Source organism: Pseudoalteromonas sp. S2721 (assembly GCF_005887425.1).
Classification (GTDB): Bacteria; Pseudomonadota; Gammaproteobacteria; order Enterobacterales; family Alteromonadaceae; genus Pseudoalteromonas; species Pseudoalteromonas simplex.
The window spans coordinates 254208-272359 of the sequence record NZ_PNCZ01000006.1 but is presented as its reverse complement, the minus strand read 5'-3'; the positions used below and the strand labels follow the sequence as shown (position 1 = coordinate 272359).

Below are 18152 nucleotides of genomic sequence, written 5' to 3'. Positions count from 1 at the left end.
GTGATGTTTGCATACTCATTTTGATTGTGTATTTAAGGTTAGCAAAGCCAGTTCAGTTCCCAGCATACTAAACAGCCGTTAAGTATTTCTTGTTTGCGAAGGACTTTGCTAAACTACTGCGCAATTTAATTGGATGAGATTGTTTATGTCAGCTGAGTTTCCACGTGCCGGTTTCTGGCGCCGCTTTGCCTCTTTAATTTACGATACCTTGGTTATCATTGCCTTTGCGATGCTGACAACTGTACTGTATTTATTAGCTATTCAAGGGCTTATTTCTTTAGAGTTACTTAGCATTGGTGACGCCGAAGATGTCTCTGCTTTCATTCAAAATTCACCCTTACTATACGGTATCCGTAGCGCATTATTAGTAATAGTGAGTATCAGTTTCTTTAGTTACTTTTGGACTAAAAGCGGCCAAACAATTGGTATGCGCGCGTGGCGTTTGAAGGTGCAAACCCTCGATGGCCATTTAATTAGCTGGCATCAAGGTGCAATCAGAGCAATTACTGCACTATTAGGTTTAGGTAACTTAGTGGTGTTGGTCGATTTTAAAAATAAACGCGCATTGCAAGATTACATCGCAAAAACTGAAGTGATCACTTTAACTAAAGAAGAAAACAAACGTATTTATCGCTCACTTGATTAAAGGCAAATCAAGCATAAAAAAGCGTGGTTCAAACCACGCTTTTTTATGATTTAAAACGAATCTTACACCCGTTTATTCAACAGGTATGTTGCAAACCCAATAAACAACAGACTTGGTAACACAGCACCAACCACTGCAGGTATTTGGTAAACCATTACCACAGGACCAAATATCTCATTGGTTAAGTGGAAAGTAATACCAGTTATGACACCCATGATTATACGTGCGCCCATGGTTACTGTGCGAAGTGGTCCGAATATAAACGACAGAGCAACTAATAGCATAACGGCGATAGATACTGGCTGCATGATTTTGCGCCATAGCGCCAACTCATAGGTGCTAGTATCTTGTTCATTTTGCTGTAAATAACCTAAATAAGACCAAAGCCCAGTAAACGACAACGATTCGGGCTTAACTGATACAACACCTAATTTTTCAGCAGTCAGTTGCGAGTCGTAGAACTCTTCTTTGTACTGCTCAGTCGTGATCTGCTCTGGCGTGATCATGACTTTATTTACATCACGAAGTAACCAGCCATCTTTACGATTTAATGCTTCTTCTGCCTTAGTAATTTGCGTAAGTTGCAACGATTTATCAAAGTGATACATATGCACGCCACGTAAAGTACCTTGCTGATCGACATCTTCAATATTAATAAAGTTACTACCATCTTTCGCCCACACACCTTGCTTAGCATTAAATACATCACCACCATAAATCGCTTGGTTACGTATTTCTTTTGCTTTGAGCTGTGCTTCTGGGGCGCCCCATTCACCTAGCGCCATCATACAAATAGCCATAAACATCGCGGTTTTCATGACTGATACAATAATTTGCAAACGTGACATACCCGCCGCTTGCATAACAACCAACTCACTATTTGATGCCAATGCGCCTAGACCTGTTAAGCCACCAATCAATGCTGCCATTGGGAAGAAGATAACTAAATCACCTGGCATGCTATACAGGGTGTAAATCAACGCTGTTGCAATATCGTAGCTACCACGGCCAACTGATTTTAACTGCTCAATAAACTTAATGAGGGTACTGATACCTACCAGCACCATTAAAGCAAAACCGGTTGTTTGAATTATGCTGCGACCTAAATACCAGTCGAGTGTTTTCATCATGCGCTTAACTCCCGCTTAGTCACAACTGCCTTTAACCATGCGCCGAGCGGACGACCTTTAATAATCAAGAAACCACCAATAAACAAGGCTGATAAATGGATCCACCATAAGCCAATTGAAGGCGGTATTTTTCCATCTTCAACAGCAAACTTAGCGGCATTCAACAAAATGAAATACCCTAAATACAAGCTAATTGCGGGCACTAATTTAGCGAATTTACCTTGGCGCGGATTCACCACACTCAGAGGCACCGCGAGTAAAGTTAATAATGGAATTGAAAGTGGAATAGCTAAACGCCACTGCCACTGTGCAATAGCTTCAGAGGTTTTCATTTTCAATAAATCAAGGGTTGGAATTGCTTCTAACTTACGGCGCTGGTGCTCTATTTCTTGATCTTGAATTTGTACACTGTAACCATCGAACTCAGTTAAGTTCAAAGCAGCAGACTCGCCGTCTGTTTCGTAACGCTTACCATCATTAAGAACAAGTTGCTGTTCACCGTTATCTTGTTCAATCACCACACCACGCTCTGCATACACTAAACGGGCTAAGTCACCTTTTTCACGATCAGGTAACTGCGCAACAAATACCTTGTGTAGCTCTTTACCACTGTTTTCAATGTTGTGAATAAAAACGACCGCTTTTTCGTTACCTGTTTGCTGGAAACGCCCAGCACGTAATGCCGATAAGCCAGCATCGGCTTTTGCTTGTTCTTTTAATTGATATTCTTGCTCACTGGCCCATGGTGCGACATAAAGAGTTAGGGCACCAGCTAAAATAGCCATGGCAGTACTTGAGATAAGCGTTACCCGAACTACGTACCACTCACTGACACCGCAGGCTCTGAAAACTGTCATTTCGCTGTCAGCATAAATGCGACTGTACGCCAAAATAATACCCAAGAAGATACTCAAAGGCAGGATAAGTGAAGCAAGTTGAGGAAGTTTTAGCGCAATCATCGAAAGCACAAGTTTAGCTGGAAGACCCCCTTCAGAGGCGTCTCCTAAAATAACAACAAACTTTTGAGACACAAAAATAGTCATCAAAGTTAAAAATACGGCGACCTGCGACTTGAAGACTTCAGTGGTCAAATAACGAAAAATTAGCAATGCTCGCCCCTGTTAAACATCGAGTTTCACTGGAATAGTAAGGATTTTTGAGTAAACTAGTTATTTTACTCACTTTATTATATGTCATCAGTGTCAAATATCATACCTAGCAAGCGTATATAATCTTGCATTAATGGTACAGATGACATCTATTATGTGATATTGATATTCACATTAAGATAAAGTTCAAAAACACATAAATAGAGTCATGGTTTATGTACTAAGATTAGTGCTACTAAACTAAAAAATGTAAGAAAAGACTCGAAAAAGAAATTCTTACCCTTATAAATTAAGGTTATACGACTCAATATCAGGAGCAACAATGGAATTTAGCGTAAAAAGTGGTAGTCCAGAAAAGCAACGTAGCGCATGTATTGTAGTAGGCGTTTATGAGCCACGTCGTTTATCCCCCATTGGTGAACAATTAGATAAAATCAGTGACGGTTATATCTCAAACTTATTGCGCCGCGGCGATCTTGAAGGTAAGCCTGGCCAAGTATTACTATTACATCATGTACCTAATGTACTAAGCGAACGAGTATTATTGGTAGGTTGCGGCAAAGAGCGCGAGCTTGATGACAAACAATACAAACAAATTATCTCAAAAACGATAAACACACTTAACGAAACAGGTTCAATGGAAGCGGTATGCTTTTTAACTGAGCAACATGTTAAGAGTCGTGACACTTATTGGAAAGTACGCCAAGCAGTTGAAACAACTCAGGACTGCTTATACACCTTCAATCAACTGAAGAGCAAAAAAAGCGACCCTCGTCGTCCTTTACGTAAAATTGTTTTCAACGTACCAACGCGTCGTGAGTTAACCATTGGCGAAAGTGCAATTGAGCATGGCTTAGCCATCGCTGCAGGTAGCAAGTTATGTAAAGACGTTGCCAATATGCCGCCAAATATCTGTAATCCTGCGTATTTAGGTGAGCAAGCGCAAGAAATCGCTGATAACTTCGATAATGTGACTGTTGATATTATCGGTGAAGAAAAAATGGCAGAGCTTGGCATGAATTCATACCTGGCGGTTGGCCGTGGTAGTGCTAATGAATCGGTTATGTCGGTGATCAACTATCAAGGTGGCGACAAAGAGCAAGCGCCAATCGTGTTAGTCGGTAAAGGCTTAACTTTCGACTCTGGCGGTATTTCAATCAAGCCAGGCGAAGCCATGGATGAAATGAAATACGACATGGGTGGTGCAGCGGGTGTTATTGGTACTATGCGCGCACTTGTGCAAATGCAATTACCAATTAACGTTGTCGGTGTTTTAGCGGGTTGTGAAAACATGCCTGGCTCAAACGCTTATCGCCCAGGTGATATCTTAACAACCATGTCGGGGCAAACAGTTGAAGTGTTAAACACCGATGCTGAAGGCCGTTTAGTACTGTGTGATGCACTAACCTATGTTGAGCGCTTTGAACCAGATACCGTTGTTGATGTAGCAACACTGACAGGTGCGTGTATTATCGCGCTAGGTTCGCATGCCACAGGTTTACTATCAAACCACAACCCACTGGCCCATGACTTACTAAAAGCATCTGAGCAAAGTGGCGACCGCGCATGGCAGTTACCTTTATGGGATGACTATCAAGAGCAACTTGAAAGCCCATTCGCTGATTTCACCAACTTAGGTGGTCGTGCAGCAGGTACGATTACAGCGGCATGCTTCTTATCTAAATTCACCAAAAAATATAACTGGGCGCATTTAGATATCGCAGGTACAGCATGGCGTAGCGGCGGTAAAAACAAAGGCGCAACCGGTCGTCCGGTGCCTATGTTGACTCAGTATTTGCTAAACCGCGCAGGCGTGAGCGAAGCAAGTCACGATTAAGCCTTACCGCAAGCTTAAAACTAACCCTAAATAAGGCGCCAAATGGCGCCTTATTAATTGAAGCAATTTGCGTTCTATGTCAAAATCCCTGCTTTGATCTGTGTATCTGTGGGGACGAAAGTCACTATGAATATGAACGCACAATTTTACGTTCTAAAACAAGATGATAGTGCCCACCAAGCGGCTGGCGCTGTTTTCGATCTGGCAGCTAAAATTGCTGCAGATCAGTATCGTCTAGGTCATCGCGTATTTATTTACGCTGATAACACCGACACGGCCCACACAATCGACGACATCATTTGGTCATTTGAACCAGATAGTTTTGTACCACACAACTTACAAGGTGAAGGCCCTAAAGGTGGCGCTCCGGTTGAAATTGGTATGACTCCACCTGTCGGCAACAGAAAAATATTAATCAACCTAGCTGAACACCTACCGGATTTTATTCGCCGTTTTCAGCAGGTTTATGATTTCGTACCCGTTGAGCCAAATGCTAAGCAAGCCGCCCGTGAGCGGTTTAAAAAGCTTCGCCAACTGGGCGCCCATATTGCAACGCAAGAAATTGACATTTAAGCATTTATTTAAGGTTCTGTGTAATGGATAAAACCTATAATCCGCAAGATATTGAACAGTCTTTATACCAAGGCTGGGAAGAAAATGGCTACTTTAAACCGTCTGGCCAAGGTGACGCATACTCAATTATGATCCCGCCACCAAACGTCACGGGTAGCTTACACATGGGCCACGCGTTCCAAGATACCATCATGGATACGCTAACGCGTTTAAAGCGTATGCAAGGCAACAACACATTATGGCAAGTAGGTACTGACCACGCGGGTATCGCAACACAAATGCTTGTTGAGCGTAAGCTTGCTGCTGAAGAAGGTAAAACTCGTCACGACCTAGGCCGTGAAGCATTCATCGATAAAATCTGGGAATGGAAAAACCACTCTGGCGGCACGATCACTAAACAATTACGTCGTTTAGGCGCCTCTGTAGATTGGGACCGTGAGCGTTTCACTATGGACGAGGGCCTTTCTGAAGCGGTAAAAGAAGTATTCGTACGTCTTCACAAAGAAGATTTAATCTACCGTGGTAAGCGCCTAGTTAACTGGGATCCTAAACTTCACACGGCTATTTCTGATCTTGAAGTTGAAAACAAAGACAAACAAGGTCATATGTGGAACCTACGTTACCCTCTTGCTGATGGCGTAAAAACCAAAGATGGTAAAGACTACATAATTGTTGCGACAACACGTCCTGAAACAATGCTAGGTGATACAGGTGTTGCTGTTAACCCTGATGATGAGCGCTACCAAGATCTGATCGGTAAAGACATTTTACTGCCTATCGTAAACCGCCGTATTCCAATTGTTGCCGATGAACATGCAGACATGGAAAAAGGCACCGGTTGTGTGAAAATCACGCCTGCCCACGACTTTAACGATAACGAAGTAGGTAAACGTCACCAACTACCAATGATCAACATCTTCAATAAAGATGCAGCGGTATTAAGCGAAGGCGAAAGCTACACATTCGACGGTAAAGAGCTTGAATTAGATGCGCCAATTCCTGAGCGCCTACATGGCCTTGACCGCTTTGATGCACGTAAAGCGATTGTGAGCGAATTTGAAGAACTTGGTCTATTAGAAAAAATCGAAGATCACAGCTTAACTGTACCTTACGGTGACCGTTCTGGCGTAGTGATTGAGCCTCTTCTTACTGATCAGTGGTACGTGCGCGTAGCACCTCTAGCAGAGCCTGCAAAAGAAGCAGTTAAAAATGGCGATATTAAGTTCGTACCTCAACAATACGAGAACATGTACTTCTCGTGGATGAACGACGTACAAGATTGGTGTATTTCACGTCAGCTTTGGTGGGGTCACCGCATCCCAGCTTGGTACGACAACGAAGGCAACGTATACGTTGGTCGTGACGAAGCTGAAGTACGCCGCGACAACAACCTTGCTGATGATGTTGCACTTAAGCAAGACGAAGACGTTTTAGATACCTGGTTCTCATCTGCGCTTTGGACTTTCTCAACGCAAGGCTGGCCGGCAAACACTGATGATTTAAAAACGTTCCACCCGTCTGACGTATTGGTAACAGGTTTCGACATCATCTTCTTCTGGGTTGCGCGTATGATCATGATGACCATGCACTTCATCAAAGATGAAGACGGCAAGCCACAAGTACCATTTAAAACCGTTTACGTAACAGGCCTTATCCGTGATGAAAACGGCGATAAGATGTCTAAGTCGAAAGGTAACGTACTTGATCCTATCGACATGATTGACGGTATCGACCTTGAAAGCCTAGTTGAAAAGCGCACTGGTAACATGATGCAGCCACAACTAGCGAAGAAGATTGAGAAAAACACTCGTAAAACATTCGAAAACGGTATCGAAGCACACGGTACAGACGCACTGCGTTTCACCCTTGCGGCAATGGCTTCAACGGGCCGTGACATCAACTGGGATATGAACCGCCTTGAAGGTTACCGTAACTTCTGTAACAAACTATGGAACGCGAGCCGTTACGTATTAATGAACACAGAAGAGCAAGATTGTGGCTTCGCTACAGATGCTGAGAAACAGTACTCACTCGCTGATCGTTGGATTTTAGGCCAATTTGAAGCAACGGTTAAAACCTATACTGAGCATCTAGAAAACTACCGTTTTGATTTAGCTGCAAACACAATTTATGAGTTCACTTGGAACCAATTCTGTGACTGGTACCTAGAACTGACTAAACCTGTACTGTTTAAAGGTAACGAAGCACAGCAACGTGGTACTCGTCATACCCTAATCACAGTATTAGAAAGCCTACTTCGCTTAATGCACCCGTTAATGCCATACATCACAGAAACGATTTGGCAACGTGTTGCACCACTTGCAGGTATCGAAACTGCGGGCACTAGCATCATGGTTCAAGGGTTCCCTGTATATAATGAAGCAAATGTTGATAGCCAAGCGATGGACGACCTAGAGTGGGTTAAACAATTCATTCTTGCTATTCGTAACATCCGTGGTGAAATGGATATCAGCCCAAGCAAACCATTATCGGTATTGCTTGCGAATGCGTCTGACGAAGACAAGCGCCGCTTAACGGATAACGAAGCATTCTTAGCGTCGCTTGCTAAGCTTGAAGAGTTCACGCTTCTTGATAACAAAGACGATGCACCAGCGTGTGCAACATCGTATGTTGGTAACCTTGAGATCATGATCCCAATGGCTGGCCTAATCGATGTTGAAGCTGAATTAGCTCGTATTGCGAAGCAGCTTGAAAAAGCAGAAAAAGGCTTAGCACAGGTTCAAAACAAGTTAGCTAACGAGAAGTTCGTAAATAATGCGCCAGAGGCTGTACTTGCTAAAGAGCATGCTAAGCTGGCTGAGTTTACCGATGCGAAAGACAAACTATTAGCGCAAAAAGCGAAAATCGAAAGTCTATAACAGCATATATCAAGCGCGATTTATTCGCGCTTACAAAAAAGCCGCGCTATAACAATGTTATAGCGCGGCTTTTTAATGCTCTGTAGCAGCGACTTTACGTCGCGTTACAATTAAAATTTGTAGTTGTACTGAGCACCAACTAGAACTGCGTGACCTTTTGATTCATAGTCCCATGAAACATCTTGGCCAACTGATGCAGCTAGGCTGTCTTTTTCAGAGAAGTTTTGTGTTTTACCACGAAGAATACTTACACCTAGGTCAATATTTGAGTTTTCGCTGAATGCGTAGTTACCACCAAATGAGAACCAGAAACGATCTGTATCAGGGATAGAGATTGAAAGGTGAGATTGGTCTGCTGGCGACTCATCGTATGCAATACCTGCACGAAGTAAAAGAGCGTCGCTGTACTGGTAGTCAGTACCGATAGAGTAACGCATTGAATCAGAGAAGTTCTCTTCTTTAGAGAATACAGGTGCTTCTTGACTAGGCGTATAAGCTTCTAATTTTTGGAAGCTATCCCAACCAGTCCATAAAATGCTGTAGTGCACGCCAAGCTTCTTATCGATTTGGTGTGAACCAGAGAACTCAGCAATGGCTGGTAAGGTTAATTTTAACTCACCCGGTACTTTAGTACCCGCTAAACCGCCAACAGCAGCTGGTAGTTGGTTTGAGTACTCACCTTCAAAGTCGATATCTGTTTCGCTGCGGTAGTTAAAACCAAAACGGTTGTTTTCGTCTAACTGATACATAGCACCAATGTTCCAACCAAAGCCGTAGTCGTCACCTTCAAGGTGAGCGATTTGCGTGCTCGCTGGTAAACCTAATGGGTTTGCACCTGCATTACGCACCACTTTCGCATCAGCATAAACATAGTTTAAACCAAGGCCTAGGCTGAACTGTTCGTTGATTTTGTATGAAGCACTTGCATTCATGTTAACAGTCACGATTTCAGTTTCGCCTGCGATAGAGCCTGCTGCGTAATCGTCTTTAAATTCAGTTGAAAGACCAAAGTTTGAAAAAGCACCAAAGCCTAAAGATACTTTGTCGTTTAATGGCATAGTGAAGTAACCAGCAGGAATAAATGCTGATGGCGCGATGCTATCGTCATCGATAGAGCTTTCATCTAAGCCGTATGCAGCACTTTCACCTTCTAAGCTAACATCTGGAATTACAGCAATACCTGCCACTGAGATTTGCTTATCTTTAAATAAAGACATAAGTGCAGGGTTACGAGCAACAACTGAGGCATCGTCAGCAACGGCTGCTTCACCAGCGTATGCACGGCCTAAACCTGAAACGTTTTGCTCTGCTAATTGGAAAGCTGCAGCAAAGCTGTCAGCAGAAACAACAGCAAGTGATGCTGCAATTAGTGTTTTTGTGAACTTCATAAATCTGTGTCCTCTTGCAAACTTGTGCGAAAACTAATCCAACAATGAGGGCAACCTATTAGTTAAGCATAAAAGATTAGCGCTGTATGTTGGCATTAGATGTTTTATTCTAATGATTATAAACTTTCGAACATTACCTTAATTAAGATCAAAAAACTGTAATTTTTCGTTAGAAATAGGTAAAAAACCCGCATTTTAACAACAAGATAACAACTTATTAAAACTCATCAGATCTCTGATTACAAACCAAACAAACGATATTAATTATCATTTGCATTGACTTATCGCCTTTGTAGCTTTAGACTAAAAATAAAAGTTTCTCAGTTGAGTTTGAGTATGGAAATCGCCTTTATTATTGTGGCACTAATGTTATGCGGTGTGAGCGTTCATTATTTTTGTAAAGCAAATTATTGTGCATGTACTAAAGCAGGTGATTGCGACAACCCAGTCAATCACTATTGGTTAGGCGCTATGTTTAGCTCAGTTTTGTCTCTTTTATTGTGTTGCGTAGCCTTACATGTCGAAAAAGGGACGCTATTGTGGTTAGTTTTAATGATAAGTTGTTTTAGTGGGGCATTTATTTCAGCTAAACGCAGCGCCAAAAAACGCTGTGTTAAGTCTAAACAAGCAGATGCTCTTTTAACAAACGAGCCAAATTAAGCTGATAATCTAAGGGTTTAATACTGGCAATAATTTTTAGTTCTTTTTCCACGTTCAAATCGACATCTTTCGCCGTCACGTGGTGCTTATGTTTAGCATTATAAAATACTTTCACTTTTGGTTTGATTGGATTCTCGTGATTCCCTTCCATTACTAACGCTAAACGATCATTATTTAACTTAACAATAGTACCGACAGGGTGTACACCTAGACATTTAATAAAGCGCTGCACTAATTCAGAATCAAACATTTGTTTGTTCGCAAGTAAATAACGCAAAGCCGAAATAGGTTCTTCTCCCATTTGATGAGGCCTATCTGCCGTCATAGCATCATAAACATCAACAATTGCCATCATTCTTGCGGGGCGGCTAAGCTTTTCAGCGGTAATACCGCGTGGATAACCTGTACCATCTAAACGTTCATGATGATTTACTATCATATCAAGCATTAGTGGAGTAATGCCCTTCTCGCCTTTCACTAAACCTAAACTCTGCGCCACATGTTTTTTAACGACTTGCATTTCGTTATCATTCAATGCGCTTGGCTTAGATAAAACACCTTGCGGCATTTTAGCTTGGCCAATATCATGCAGCAAAGCTCCCATCGCCAGTTCTTTGATCGTCTTTTCTTTATAGCCTAAATACTTAGCAAACACACTCACCAAAATCGCAGTGTTGATCATGTGACGCCAGTTATAAATATGTTTATCTTTGAGACGAGTTAAAATAGTTAATGCATTGTGATTTCGAAAAACGGAGCCGACTATATCAACAGCAATGTCGTCAAGCACTGCCATATTCATTTTTAGTCCAGCTGTAATATCGGAATATAAACTTTGTAGCTTACGACTATGCTGCTCATAGTGAACACTAGCTTTTAGAAACTCTTGTTGAACCGTGATCCCTTGCGGCTCTTCATTAGCAGCAGGTTTTTGTTCAACCTTCGGTTTAGCCGGTTCAGGCTTTGGTTGGTATTTTTTAGGGAGTGCAACATCGCTTTGTGTAAAGTCGATGAGTAGCTCTTCAACCCCCTCAGAGATCAGGCGCTGAATAATTGTTTTATCACGCACTAAACCACGTGTTTTGATCTTAATACTATTTACATGCTCTTGTTGCTTACTGACACTGTCAACAAACATCCCTGGAACAAGTTCGGCAATGGGTAAAGTAATAAGCATAGGTAAGCTTAGCGCATATAAACATCGAGTTTTTTATTATCGCTAATTGATTACAAATGTCTATAGATTGAATAACGAATACGAAATAGGTATTAGTCAGAAGGGTAAACTAACGAGTCAAGCAACTCGCTAGATTGTGGTAGTTCAGTCTAAGAGCTGACGGCAGATAGCTGACAGCTCTCTAGCTGTTTATTCCTGAAAGTAAGTGCCCCAGCCGTCGTATTCAACGTCTGTTTGCTGAGCAAGCGCTTCTAACTTGTCTACGTCTTCCATAATGGCTTCTACATCAAGTTCACACTCAACAACCACGTCAAAGCTCCATACTTTCTCGCCGTCTTCTAGCTCAAGTTCAGCTGGTTCTTCAACATCGTAACCTAGTTTAAAAGCGGCTAAAGCTGCTTGCTCTAATTTTTCAAAATTTTCGCTAACAAAGTGATGTTCCACTTCATAAAGTACTTCAGGATCTGAGCCATCTTCAAGCAATGAAGTAACGATGTCTTCAGTAATTTCGCGCCAATTTTCCATTATTTGTTTCTCACTTGAGCATCTAATTCAGTTATTTTAGCGGCCATAATCTGATGAACATGTGAAGCATGGTCACGAGCAGATACGTCTTTATCAAGATAAATCGGCGCTAACATTTCGAGGTAAATTGTACCATTATCCCAGCGATTTAGCTTAATAGTTTTGTGCGTTGTACTCATACAAACTGGTACAACTGGCACATCAGCACTCATTGCTGTGTGAAATGCCCCGGTTTTAAAGGGTAATAAACCGCGACCATAGCTTCGCGTGCCCTCAGGAAACATCCACACCGACAAGCCTTTTTGTTTTATTTTCTCAGCTGATTTAGAAATTGTGCCCGCCGCTTTTGAGCGGTTAGCACGGTCAATTAAGATATTGCCCGATAACCAATATAGCTGACCAAAAAACGGGATCCATTTGAGGCTTTTTTTACCAAGGCTTACGCAGTTCTCTGGCACCATGGCAGGTAAAGTGAATAGGTCATAGTTATTTTGATGATTTGCTACATAGACAGCAGGACCAATATTTTTTGGAGTCTCGTGATATTTAAGCTCTAGTTTGACACCTAAAATTTTAGCTACCTTGCAAAACCAACCCGCAATAATATGCACGTTATTGGTATGAAATGGCTTCACAATGCATAAAAGCAGCCCAAAAACACAGCTTAAAACAATAAATAACGCCATGAAAATTATGCGAAAAATAGCTAACAAACGAATTCTCCTCGTACTAATCAGCGCGCATTATAACGTGAAAAATAGCATTTCCATAGCTTTAAGCGCACATGTGTACGCTTAAAATTTCATAACGTTTTAACAATAAAAAGGCCTGCAATTGCAGGCCTCTGGTTTTTACTCTGTTACTTCGCTTGGCGACTCATCACTATCATCAGTTTGAGTCACTTCGACTACAGCTTCATCAACTCGCTGTAAGCCTCGGGGTAACTTATTACCTCGTCTACCGCGTTCACCATGGTAGTGCTCAAGATCAGCCGGTTTCAGTGTCAGTTTTCGTTTACCTGCATGCAGGGTTACGCTACTGCCCGCAGGCACCACAGCCAGCACTTTTACAAACTCTTCACGGGCTTGCACTTTCGCACTTGGGATAGAAATAATCTTATTTCCTTTACCTTTACTAAGCTTAGGTAAATCGCGCAGTGGGAATAACAACATGCGGCCTTCGTTAGAAATTGCCATACAGTAATCTGTTGCTACGTCAGTTACTCTAATTGGCGCGAGTAATTCACCGCCTTTAGGAACACTGACCAGCGCTTTACCGTTTTTGTTCTTACTCACCAGATCTTTAAAGTCACTTATAAAGCCATAGCCTGCATCTGAAGCCATTAACAACACTTGGTTGTCTTCTGCCATCACCACATGCTCAAAGTTGGCGCCAGAGCTTAAGTTAAAGCGCCCTGTCATTGGTTCGCCTTGGCTTCGAGCTGAAGGTAAACTATGTGCATCAGTAGCAAAAGCACGACCACTTGAGTCTAAGAACACTGCAGGCTGGTTACTCTTACCTCGCGCTGAGGCTTTATAGCTGTCGCCTGACTTATAACTCAGCCCTTCAACATCTAAATCATGGCCTTTACCAACACGTGCCCAACCTTTTTCGGATAACACAACAGTCACTGATTCTGAAGGGATAAGGTCTTTTTCGCTTAGTGCTTTTGCTTCTAAACGTTCAACAACTGGTGAGCGACGATCATCACCATACATTTCAGCCGCTTCTTGGATTTCTTTTTTCATCAACGTCGACATACGACGCTCTGAACCAAGCGTTTGCTCTAACTTGTCACGCTCAAGGGCAAGCTCATCTTGCTCACCTTTAATCTTGAACTCTTCAAGTTTTGCTAAATGACGTAGTTTTAACTCTAAAATCGCTTCTGCTTGAATATCTGTTAAACCAAAACGCTCCATTAAAACAGGCTTTGGTTTATCTTCAGTACGGATGATTTCGATGACTTCATCAATATTTAAAAAGGCCGTTAATAAACCTTCTAAAATATGTAAGCGTGCTAATACCTTGTCTAAACGGTGCTGTAAGCGACAGCGAACTGTTTCACGGCGGAACGTTAACCACTCAGTTAAGATACTACGTAAATCTTTCACTTGCGGACGACCATCAAGGCCAAGCATGTTTAAGTTTACGCGGTAGTTCTTTTCTAAATCTGTGGTTGCAAATAGGTGCGCCATTAATGGCTCAGCCTTGATGCGGTTAGAACGCGGAACAATCACGATGCGGGTCGGGTTTTCGTGATCAGATTCGTCACGTAAATCAGCAACCATCGGCAACTTTTTAGCATTCATTTGCGCAGCAATTTGCTCAAGCACTTTAGCACCTGAACACTGATGAGGCAGCGCGGTGATCACTATGTCACCTTGCTCTTCAGTGTAAATTGCACGCATCTTGATAGAACCACGTCCAGTTTGATAAATCTTACGAATATCGTCTTTCGGTGTGATAATCTCAGCTTCTGTTGGGTAGTCAGGCGCATGCACTAACTCAAGCAACTCTTCGATTTCAGTTTTTGGCTTATCAAGTAATAAACAACAGGCACTGGCAACTTCACGCACATTATGTGGTGGAATATCGGTTGCCATACCTACAGCAATACCCGTTACACCATTGAGTAAGATGTGCGGTAAACGCGCAGGTAACACCATTGGCTCATCAAGTGTGCCGTCAAAGTTTGCGGTCCAATCGACAGTGCCTTGACCCAGCTCTTTTAGTAAAACTTCTGAGAACTTAGATAAACGCGCTTCGGTGTAACGCATTGCAGCAAATGACTTAGGATCATCGGCAGCACCCCAGTTACCTTGACCGTCCACCAGCGGGTAGCGGTAAGAAAACGGCTGCGCCATTAACACCATGGCTTCGTAACAAGCACTATCACCATGAGGGTGATATTTACCCAGTACATCACCCACGGTACGGGCTGATTTTTTATATTTTGCTTGCGCCGATAACCCCAGTTCGCTCATTGCATAGATGATACGACGCTGTACAGGCTTAAGACCGTCACCTACATGAGGTAAGGCACGGTCCATAATGACGTACATTGAGTAGTTTAAGTAGGCGTCTTCAGTAAAGCGCCCCATTGTTTGTTGTTCTATGCCTTGCATCAGCAAGGTATCTGTATCACTCATTAACGCTTACCTATTTTTTCTTAGCACTAACGCGATAGATCACATTAGCAAAGTCGTCTGAGATTAATAAGCTGCCATCTGCAAGCTCTGCAAATGCAACTGGGCGACCAAATGTTTCTTCGTTTTGCATAAAGCCTGTGATGAACGGGGTGTACTTAGTAATACGACCTTGTTCAACATTCGCTAGCATCACTTTGTAGCCTGACTTTTTACTGCGGTTCCACGAACCATGCTCAGCAACAAAAAGCTGCTCTTTGAATTTAGCAGGAAACTGCTTACCGTTATAAAAATGAATACCTAAAGGAGCAACATGAGCACCAAGTGCAAGGGCTGGCGATTTGTAGTCAGCAATACTTTTACCTTTACCAAACTCAGGATCTAAAATCGCCCCAGCGTGAACATAAGGGAAACCATAATGCGCGCCCTCTTCACCTTCACCAACACGGTTAATTTCACAAGGTGGCATGTCATCGCCCATCATGTCACGGCCGTTATCACTAAACCAAAATGCATTCGTTGTAGGGTGATAATCAAAACCAACTGAGTTACGAACACCTTTGGCGATTGTTTTAATTTCTTTTGTATCAACATCTAACGAGAAGATACGACCATATTTTTCGTCTTCAGCACAAATGTTACATGGTACACCCACTGGCACAATTAACTCACCAGTTGGCGCAAAACTAATGAATTTCCAGCCATGGTGACGATCAGTTGGAAACTTATCGTATACCACGTCGTATTTAGGATCTTTTAAATTTTTATCAACGTCTTTAAAACGGATGATACGTGACACTTCAGCCACATATAGATCACCATCTTTAATCGCTAAACCTGATGGCATTTCAAGACCTGTGGCAATAACCATTTTTCTGTCAGCCACACCATCACTGTTATGGTCAATCAACGCATAAACATTGCCTGCTTTACGTGAGCCTGCGTAAACAATACCTCTTTTTGATACCGCAATTTGACGTGCATTTTCTACATCATCAGCAAACAGGCTAATAGAAAACCCATCAGCAACTGTTAACTTATCAAGAATATCTTTTGCCATTGCAGGCGCTGATAACAAGCTCAGCGACAATAATGAGGTCAGTAGTTTTTTCATTTTTTCTTGCCCTTTAATTCGTTGCTAGCAACTAGGTTGCTACACCTTTAACTAAACTTCTGCGCGGTTTCCGTGATCTTCTAACCACTGACGACGATCTGACGAACGTTTCTTTGCAAGAAGCATATCCATCATTTCCATGGTTTGCTCTTCTTCATCTAAGGTTAATTGCACTAAACGACGCGTATTAGGATCCATCGTGGTTTCGCGTAATTGTAACGGGTTCATTTCACCTAACCCTTTGAAGCGTTGAACATTAACCTTACCGCGTTTTTTCTCAGCTTCAATGCGCGCTAAAATACCGTTCTTTTCGTCTTCATCAAGGGCGTAGTAAACCTCTTTACCAATGTCGATACGAAATAGCGGCGGCATAGCTACATACACATGGCCTTGTTTAATAAGCGATGGAAAGTGACGAACAAACAGCGCACAAAGCAAGGTAGCAATGTGTAATCCATCTGAGTCAGCATCGGCCAAGATACAAATCTTGTTATAACGCAGACCAGATAAATCACTTGAATCAGGGTCAATACCCAAAGCGACAGAAATATCATGTACCTCTTGCGATGCTAAAATCTGCCCAGATTCAACTTCCCAGGTATTTAAGATTTTACCGCGCAGCGGCATGATTGCTTGGAATTCACGGTCACGTGCTTGTTTTGCTGAACCACCTGCTGAATCACCCTCTACTAAAAACAGTTCAGTACGGTCATTATCTTGGGCACTGCAATCCGTTAATTTACCCGGTAATGCAGGGCCTGAGGTAACACGCTTACGCACAACTTTTTTAGCAGCACGTAAACGGCGCTGCGCATTTGAGATACATAACTCAGCTAATAATTCTGCCGTTTCTGTATGCTCGTTTAACCATAAACTAAATGAGTCTTTTACCACACCTGATACAAACGCAGCGCATGAGCGAGAAGACAGCTTTTCTTTTGTTTGGCCAGCAAACTGTGGGTCTTGCATTTTAACCGACAATACGTAGCTACAACGCTCCCAAATATCATCTGGTGTTAGCTTTACACCACGTGGTAATAGGTTTCTAAATTCACAAAATTCACGCATTGCTTCAAGCAAGCCTTGGCGTAAACCATTAACGTGTGTACCACCTTGTGCAGTAGGAATTAAGTTTACATAACTTTCAGCGATTGATTCACCGCCTTCAGGTAGCCAAACAACCGCCCAGTCAGCGCCTTCGGTTGAACTTGAAAAGTCACCAATAAACGGCTCTTTTGGTAATACTTCAAAGCCTTTGACTGCTTCAACTAGGTAATCTTTTAAGCCTGTTTCGTAATACCACTCTTGGCTTTCTTTGGTTTGCTTGTTAGTAAACTTAATGCGCAAGCCTGGGCACAATACCGCTTTGGCTTTTAATAAGTGATTAAGCTTAGTAATTGAAAAGTTAGCTGAGTCAAAATAGCTCGCATCAGGCCAAAAACGTACAGTTGTCCCTGTGTTACGTTTACCCACACTACCAATGACGTTTAGATCTTCAACCTTGTCACCGTTTTCAAAAGCCATACGAAATTGCTGCGCATCACGGCGCACAGTCACTTCAACACGAGTCGATAGCGCATTTACAACCGAAATACCTACCCCGTGTAAACCACCTGAGAACTGATAGTTTTTATTAGAGAACTTACCACCGGCGTGCAGCTTGGTAAAAATAAGTTCCACACCCGGGATACCTTCTTCAGGGTGAATATCAATCGGCATACCACGGCCATCATCGATAACCTCAAGAGAGTTATCTTCATGAAGGATGACATCTATTTTAGTGGCATGGCCTGCCATTGCTTCATCGACACTGTTATCGATAACTTCTTGACCTAAATGATTAGGTCGAACCGTGTCGGTATACATACCTGGGCGGCGTTTTACGGGCTCTAATCCGTTTAAGACTTCAATTGCTTCGGCGTTATAATTTTGCTGACTCATAGTTTTTATATCTTTTATGCGCTTAGC

14 protein-coding genes are annotated in these 18152 nt (G+C 42.4%); 5 read left to right on the top strand and 9 right to left on the bottom strand.

From position 1 onward, the window contains the following. The first annotated feature begins 145 nt into the window (after positions 1–145). Positions 146–646, top strand: coding sequence for an RDD family protein (locus tag CWC02_RS02780; protein WP_138616290.1), 501 nt, complete (start codon positions 146–148; stop codon positions 644–646). A 62-nt stretch (positions 647–708) separates the two neighbouring features. Here the strand turns inward: CWC02_RS02780 and lptG are convergent, their stop codons facing one another. Continuing rightward, entirely contained in the window at positions 709–1776 is a 1068-nt protein-coding gene (gene lptG, locus CWC02_RS02775; RefSeq protein WP_054552636.1) for an LPS export ABC transporter permease LptG, read from the bottom strand. Then, complete coding sequence (gene lptF, locus CWC02_RS02770) at positions 1773–2885, bottom strand: LPS export ABC transporter permease LptF (protein ID WP_054552637.1); 1113 nt, start codon at positions 2883–2885, stop codon at positions 1773–1775. The genes lptG and lptF overlap by 4 nt, the downstream gene beginning before the upstream one ends. 322 nt (positions 2886–3207) lie before the next feature. On the opposite strand from lptF, the gene pepA reads away from it, so the two are divergent. The 3 genes from pepA to CWC02_RS02755 all read left to right on the top strand — a co-directional run bounded on the left by pepA (position 3208) and on the right by CWC02_RS02755 (position 8174). Then, a complete protein-coding gene (gene pepA / locus CWC02_RS02765) occupies positions 3208–4722 on the top strand; it encodes a leucyl aminopeptidase (RefSeq protein WP_138616288.1) in 1515 nt (504 codons plus the stop codon). 126 nt (positions 4723–4848) lie between these two features. Then, a complete protein-coding gene (locus CWC02_RS02760; RefSeq protein ID WP_054552639.1) occupies positions 4849–5295 on the top strand; it encodes a DNA polymerase III subunit chi in 447 nt (148 codons plus the stop codon). Positions 5296–5318: 23 nt separating this feature from the next. Next, positions 5319–8174, top strand: a complete 2856-nt coding sequence (locus tag CWC02_RS02755) for a valine--tRNA ligase (protein ID WP_138616286.1) — start codon at positions 5319–5321, stop codon at positions 8172–8174. Positions 8175–8284: 110 nt separating this feature from the next. Here CWC02_RS02755 and CWC02_RS02750 read toward each other — a convergent pair whose 3' ends face one another. Beyond that, positions 8285–9562, bottom strand: a complete 1278-nt coding sequence (locus tag CWC02_RS02750; protein WP_054552641.1) for an outer membrane protein transport protein — start codon at positions 9560–9562, stop codon at positions 8285–8287. Between the two features lie 336 nt (positions 9563–9898). Here CWC02_RS02750 and CWC02_RS20910 point away from each other — a divergent pair, with 336 nt between their 5' ends. Continuing rightward, the gene (locus CWC02_RS20910; RefSeq protein ID WP_054552642.1) at positions 9899–10222 is read left to right on the top strand and encodes a hypothetical protein; all 324 of its coding nucleotides are present in this window, start codon (positions 9899–9901) and stop codon (positions 10220–10222) included. On the opposite strand, the gene CWC02_RS02740 is transcribed toward CWC02_RS20910, so the two are convergent. The 6 genes from CWC02_RS02740 to parE all read right to left on the bottom strand — a co-directional run bounded on the left by CWC02_RS02740 (position 10182) and on the right by parE (position 18125). Continuing rightward, entirely contained in the window at positions 10182–11399 is a 1218-nt protein-coding gene (locus CWC02_RS02740) for a cyclic di-GMP phosphodiesterase (protein WP_054552643.1), read from the bottom strand. The genes CWC02_RS20910 and CWC02_RS02740 overlap by 41 nt on opposite strands. Positions 11400–11588: 189 nt before the next feature. Further along, on the bottom strand, positions 11589–11924 hold the full coding sequence (rraB, locus tag CWC02_RS02735) for a ribonuclease E inhibitor RraB (protein ID WP_054552644.1): 336 nt from the start codon (positions 11922–11924) through the stop codon (positions 11589–11591). Beyond that, the gene (locus CWC02_RS02730; protein WP_082389235.1) at positions 11924–12610 is read right to left on the bottom strand and encodes a 1-acylglycerol-3-phosphate O-acyltransferase; all 687 of its coding nucleotides are present in this window, start codon (positions 12608–12610) and stop codon (positions 11924–11926) included. Before CWC02_RS02730 ends, rraB begins: the two co-directional genes overlap by 1 nt. A 165-nt stretch (positions 12611–12775) precedes the next feature. Beyond that, on the bottom strand, positions 12776–15073 hold the full coding sequence (gene parC, locus CWC02_RS02725) for a DNA topoisomerase IV subunit A (protein ID WP_138616284.1): 2298 nt from the start codon (positions 15071–15073) through the stop codon (positions 12776–12778). Positions 15074–15083: 10 nt separating this feature from the next. Beyond that, a complete protein-coding gene (locus CWC02_RS02720; protein ID WP_138616282.1) occupies positions 15084–16184 on the bottom strand; it encodes a PQQ-dependent sugar dehydrogenase in 1101 nt (366 codons plus the stop codon). Positions 16185–16235: 51 nt separating this feature from the next. Next, positions 16236–18125: a DNA topoisomerase IV subunit B gene (gene parE, locus CWC02_RS02715; RefSeq protein WP_138616280.1), complete on the bottom strand. Its 1890-nt coding sequence runs from the start codon at positions 18123–18125 to the stop codon at positions 16236–16238. Positions 18126–18152 lie beyond the last annotated feature (27 nt).